The 4,269-nt window shown below is 63.4% G+C and carries 4 protein-coding genes and 1 pseudogene; 2 read left to right on the forward strand and 3 right to left on the reverse strand.

The window, feature by feature from the left end; all coding sequences use genetic code 11:
- From ADADOO_RS05995 to ADADOO_RS06005, 3 genes are all read right to left on the reverse strand, one after another.
- A partial coding sequence (locus ADADOO_RS05995) for an XdhC family protein (protein ID WP_511275863.1) occupies nt 1–244 on the reverse strand: 244 nt, incomplete at its 3' end.
- Nucleotides 174–2,357 carry a xanthine dehydrogenase family protein molybdopterin-binding subunit gene (locus ADADOO_RS06000; RefSeq protein ID WP_511275865.1) on the reverse strand — a complete coding sequence of 728 codons (2,184 nt, stop codon included), beginning with the start codon at nt 2,355–2,357 and terminating at the stop codon, nt 174–176. The genes ADADOO_RS05995 and ADADOO_RS06000, both read right to left, overlap by 71 nt.
- Nucleotides 2,358–2,530: 173 nt before the next feature.
- Nucleotides 2,531–2,989, reverse strand: coding sequence for a (2Fe-2S)-binding protein (locus ADADOO_RS06005; protein WP_511275867.1), 459 nt, complete (start codon nt 2,987–2,989; stop codon nt 2,531–2,533).
- Between the two features lie 177 nt (nt 2,990–3,166).
- Here ADADOO_RS06005 and ADADOO_RS06010 point away from each other — a divergent pair, with 177 nt between their 5' ends.
- Both ADADOO_RS06010 and ADADOO_RS06015 read left to right on the forward strand, forming a co-directional pair.
- Complete coding sequence (locus ADADOO_RS06010; RefSeq protein ID WP_511275868.1) at nt 3,167–4,120, forward strand: AraC family transcriptional regulator; 954 nt, start codon at nt 3,167–3,169, stop codon at nt 4,118–4,120.
- A gap of 49 nt (nt 4,121–4,169) precedes the next feature.
- Nucleotides 4,170–4,269: pseudogene (locus tag ADADOO_RS06015) on the forward strand (peptide-methionine (R)-S-oxide reductase MsrB); the annotation flags it as partial.

A 4,269-nucleotide genomic window follows, 5' to 3' on the forward strand; every position in this document is an offset into this window, starting at 1 on the left:
AGCCGCCGGAGACCGAACCCTGCACCTGCCCGTCGTCGCGCAGGATCATCCAGGCACCCGGCGGCCGTGGGGCGGAACCCCAGGTCCGGGCGACGGTGATCAGCGCGAAGCGCTGCCCGGCCGCGGCCCATTTTCGGGCGGCGTCGAGGACCTGCGTATCCAGGCTGTCCATCTCAGGCCGCCAATTCGGCCGTGTTAAACGGCATCTTGTGCAGGAACTTGCCGGTGGCGGCGGCGATGGCATTGGCCACGGCCGGGGCCAGCGGCGGTACGCCGGGTTCGCCGATGCCGGTCGGGGCGGCGGTTGACGGGACGATATGCACCTCGACCTTGGGCATGTCGCCAATGCGCAGCAGCGGATAGCCATCGAAGTTGCCCTGTTCGACGCGGCCGCCCTTGAGCGTGATTTCTCCGCTCAGCGCAGCAGACAGCGCGAAGCCGACGGCCCCTTCGACCTGAGACCTGATGTTGTCCGGATTGATCGCCGTGCCGCAATCGACGGCGCAAATGACGCGGTCGACCTTGATCGAGCCGTCCTTTTTAACCGTCACTTCGGCCACCTGGGCGACAAAGGAGTTGAACGATTCATGCACCGCCACGCCGCGGCCGCGACGCTCGCCGGCTGCACCCTTGAGTGGCGTTCCCCAGTTGGCTTTCTCGGCCGCCAGCTTGAGTACGCCGGCGTGCTTGGGGTGCTCAGTCAGCAATTCGAGGCGCAGGGCCACCGGGTCCTTGCCCATCGCCGCCGCCACTTCGTCGAGGAAAACCTCGGTCGAGTAGGCCGTGTGCGAAGAACCGACCGAGCGCCACCAGAGCACCGGCACGCCAATATCGGTCGGTGTGTGCAGATCAACCAGCAGGTTGGGGATGGCGTACGGCAGATTGGCAGCACCTTCGACCGAAACGTGATCGATGCCGTCCTTGACCAGCATGGCCTCGAAGGGCGAGCCGGTAATGATCGACTGGCCGACCAGCCGGTGATGCCAGCCGACCAGCTTGCCGCTGCCATCGAGCGCCGCTTCCAGCGCGTGGTGAAAGAGCGGCCGGTAATAGCCACCACGCATGTCGTCCTCGCGCAGCCAAACCAGCTTGACAGGGGCCTTGCCGTTGATCGCCTTGACGATGTGCGCCGCCTCCAGCACGTAATCCGACTGCGTACAGGCCCGGCGCCCAAAACTGCCGCCGGCGTAGAGCATGTTGAGCTTGACCTGTTCCGGCTTGAGGCCGAACAGCGCAGCGACCCGACCCTGATCGACGGTCTGGAACTGCTCGCCGTTCCACACGTCGCAGCCATCGGCCTTGAGCTGGACGACGCAGTTCATCGGCTCCATGGCGGCATGGGCGAGGTAGGGAAAATCGAAAGAGGCGCTGACCACCTTGGCGGCGCCGGCAAAGGTTTTCGCCGTGTCGCCTTTATTCGCGGCGACCAGGCCGGGCTTCTTGGCCATTTCCTTGTACTGGGCCAGGATTTCATCGCTGCCCAGCTTGAAGGCCTTGCTGTCGTCCCAACTAACCGACAAGGCATCGCGCCCTTTCTTGGCGCTCCAGGTGTCGGTGGCCAGCACTGCCACGCCCTGTGGAATCTGCACGACATTGACGACGCCCTTGATCGCCTTGGCTTTGCTCGCATCGAATGACTTCACCGTGGCGCCGAACTGCGGCGGATGGGCGACCACAGCGACCAGCATGCCGGGCAGGAAAACGTCCTGGGTGAATTGCGCCGTGCCGTTGGTCTTGGCCACGCTGTCCTTGCGTTTGGCTTGCTTGCCGATCAGGCGGAAATCCTTGGGGTCTTTTAGCTTCACATCGGTCGGCACGGTTTCCTTGGCCGCATCGACTGCCAGTTCGCCGAAGCTGGCCTTACGGCCGCTGGCAGCATGGCTGACGATACCGTCGCGCACCACGATGTCGGCCGCGCCGACATTCCAGCGCTTGGCGGCGGCCGAAACAAGCATGGCCCGACCGCTTGCCCCAGCCTTGCGCATCTGGTCCCAGGAATTAGCCATCGCCGTGCTGCCACCGGTGCCCTGCGCCGGGCCCCAGAAGGTGTTGTTGTAGCGTTTGGCATCCGCCGCGGCGCCTTCGACGCGAACGTGCGCCCAGTCGGCATCGAGTTCGTCTGCGAGAATAGTCGCCAGACCGGTGTAAGTGCCCTGCCCCATTTCAAGGTGCTTGGACATGACGGTGACGCTGTTGTCGGCGCCGATTTTCAAAAATGCGTTGATTTCGGTGTTGACCGTAGCAACGCGGCTCAACTTGCCGGCGGCGACAGCCGGCAGGCAAAAGCCCAGCGTCAGGCCGGCGCTACCTTGCAGGAAACGGCGGCGGCTGAGGTTTTCAATGATGATTTCGGACATGGTCGATCTCCTTGTGGTCCGCTTGGTAATTGGCGGAACAAAATGAAAGCGCCGGATTTGTGTTCCTGGCTAGGCGCGAACCGCAGCGATAGCCGTAGCTATCGCGAGGATGAGCAACAACGCCAGGGACGCAAAGACCAGCTTTCATGTTTCGGTAATTGCCAAACGGATCACTAAGCCAGCGCTTTGGCGGCTTCGTGGATGGCAGCGCGAACACGCACGTAGGTCGCGCAGCGGCACAGATTGCCCGACATGGCGTTGTCGATATCGGCGTCGGTCGGCTTGCGGTTCTGAGTCAGCAAGGCGACGGCGCTCATGATCTGGCCGGACTGACAGTAGCCGCACTGCACGACATCGAGCTTGCGCCAGGCCTCCTGGACGACCTTGCCGACGCGCTCGCTATCGACCGCCTCGATGGTCCTGATCTTGCGCCCAACCACCGCCGAGACCGGCGTCGAACAGGCGCGCACCGGGGTGCCATCGACATGCACCGTACAGGCGCCGCACAAAGCCTGGCCGCAGCCATATTTCGTCCCGGTCATCTGCAAGGTGTCGCGCAGCGCCCAAAGTAGCGGCGTATCGGGCGCCACATCGAGTTGATGCGCCTTGCCGTTAATAGTCAGTTTGATCATCTGTATGCTCCTCGTCGGAAGGGGATCAGCAGCCATCCCGTGGCCGCTGTTTGTGCGAATAGTGTGGGCGAGGCAAGGCGGCAAGCGATAACCCAATCGTGCAGACTTATTGCCTGATCCTCCAGAATCGGCCTGCCGCCTCTCGCCGGCCAGCATCAAAACCGCTACGCTCCGGTCATGGATACTGCCGTTCTGACCACACCCCGCCCAAATGATTCCAACGCCATGGAAAACGCCGATCTGGCGCGCCAGCGCACCGAACTCGCCGCCATCATCGACCGTCACTGCCCGGCGGACGGCGCTGTCGACACGGCCATGCCCAACCTCAAGCTTTTCCGCGGATCGAACACCGAAGTGCCGACCTGCACCATCATGACCTCGGTGTTCGCGATGATGGCCCAGGGCGCCAAGACCATCACGGTCGGCGACGACACCTACGATTACGACGCCCGCCATTACCTCATTTCATCGGTCGATCTGCCGATTTTTGCGCGCATCACACAGGCCTCGATTGCCGAGCCCTACCTTGGTCTGGGACTCGCCATCGACCCGCTCAAGATCAACGAACTGACTGCCGCCATGCCCAAAAATCGGGCATTTGAAGGCGTTGACCGTGGCATTGCCGTCGGCCTGCTCAGCGTCGACATCCAGAACACCGCCCTGCGCCTCGCCCGATTGCTCGATACGCCAGCCGACATCCCGGTGCTCGCCCCGATCATCGAGCGCGAACTGCTCTACCGCCTGCTCGCCGGCCCCCTCGGTTCGCGCCTGCGCCAGGCCGCCGCCAGCGGCAGCCACAGCCACCAGATCGTCCGCGCCATCGACTGGCTGAAAACCAACCTCGACCAACCGCTCAGCATCGAACGGCTGGCCAGCCTGGCGAACATGAGCCGGTCGTCGCTGCACCATCATTTCAAGGCGCTGACCGCCATGACGCCGCTGCAATACCAGAAACAACTGCGCCTGCAGGAAGCCCGCCGCCTCATGCTGGTCAGCGATACCGACGCCGCCTCGGCGGCGCATCACGTCGGCTACGAAAGCCCCTCGCAATTCAACCGCGAATATCGCCGCATGTTCGGCGCCCCGCCGGGCCGCGATGTCGCCCAGTTTCGCCAGAGCCAAACCACCTGAACCTACGCCGGCCACGCTGGTCAGACTTGGCCACCACAAGGAAACCAGCATGCCGAAAATCGAAAAAACCGACGCCGAATGGCGTGCCCAGCTCGATGAAACCGAATACCGCGTCACCCGCCAGAAAGGCACCGAACGCGCCTTCACCG

It is taken from the genome of Azonexus sp. (assembly GCF_036170495.1).
In the GTDB taxonomy this organism is placed as follows: Bacteria; Pseudomonadota; Gammaproteobacteria; order Burkholderiales; family Rhodocyclaceae; genus Azonexus.

Bases quoted from the DNA above. Each gene is read 5' to 3' on its own strand.
- ADADOO_RS06000 (WP_511275865.1), bottom strand. From the start codon at position 2,357: ATGTCCGAAATCATCATTGAAAACCTCAGCCGCCGCCGTTTCCTGCAA.
- ADADOO_RS06005 (WP_511275867.1), bottom strand. From the start codon at position 2,989: ATGATCAAACTGACTATTAACGGCAAGGCGCATCAACTCGATGTGGCG.
- ADADOO_RS06010 (WP_511275868.1), top strand. From the start codon at position 3,167: ATGGATACTGCCGTTCTGACCACACCCCGCCCAAATGATTCCAACGCC.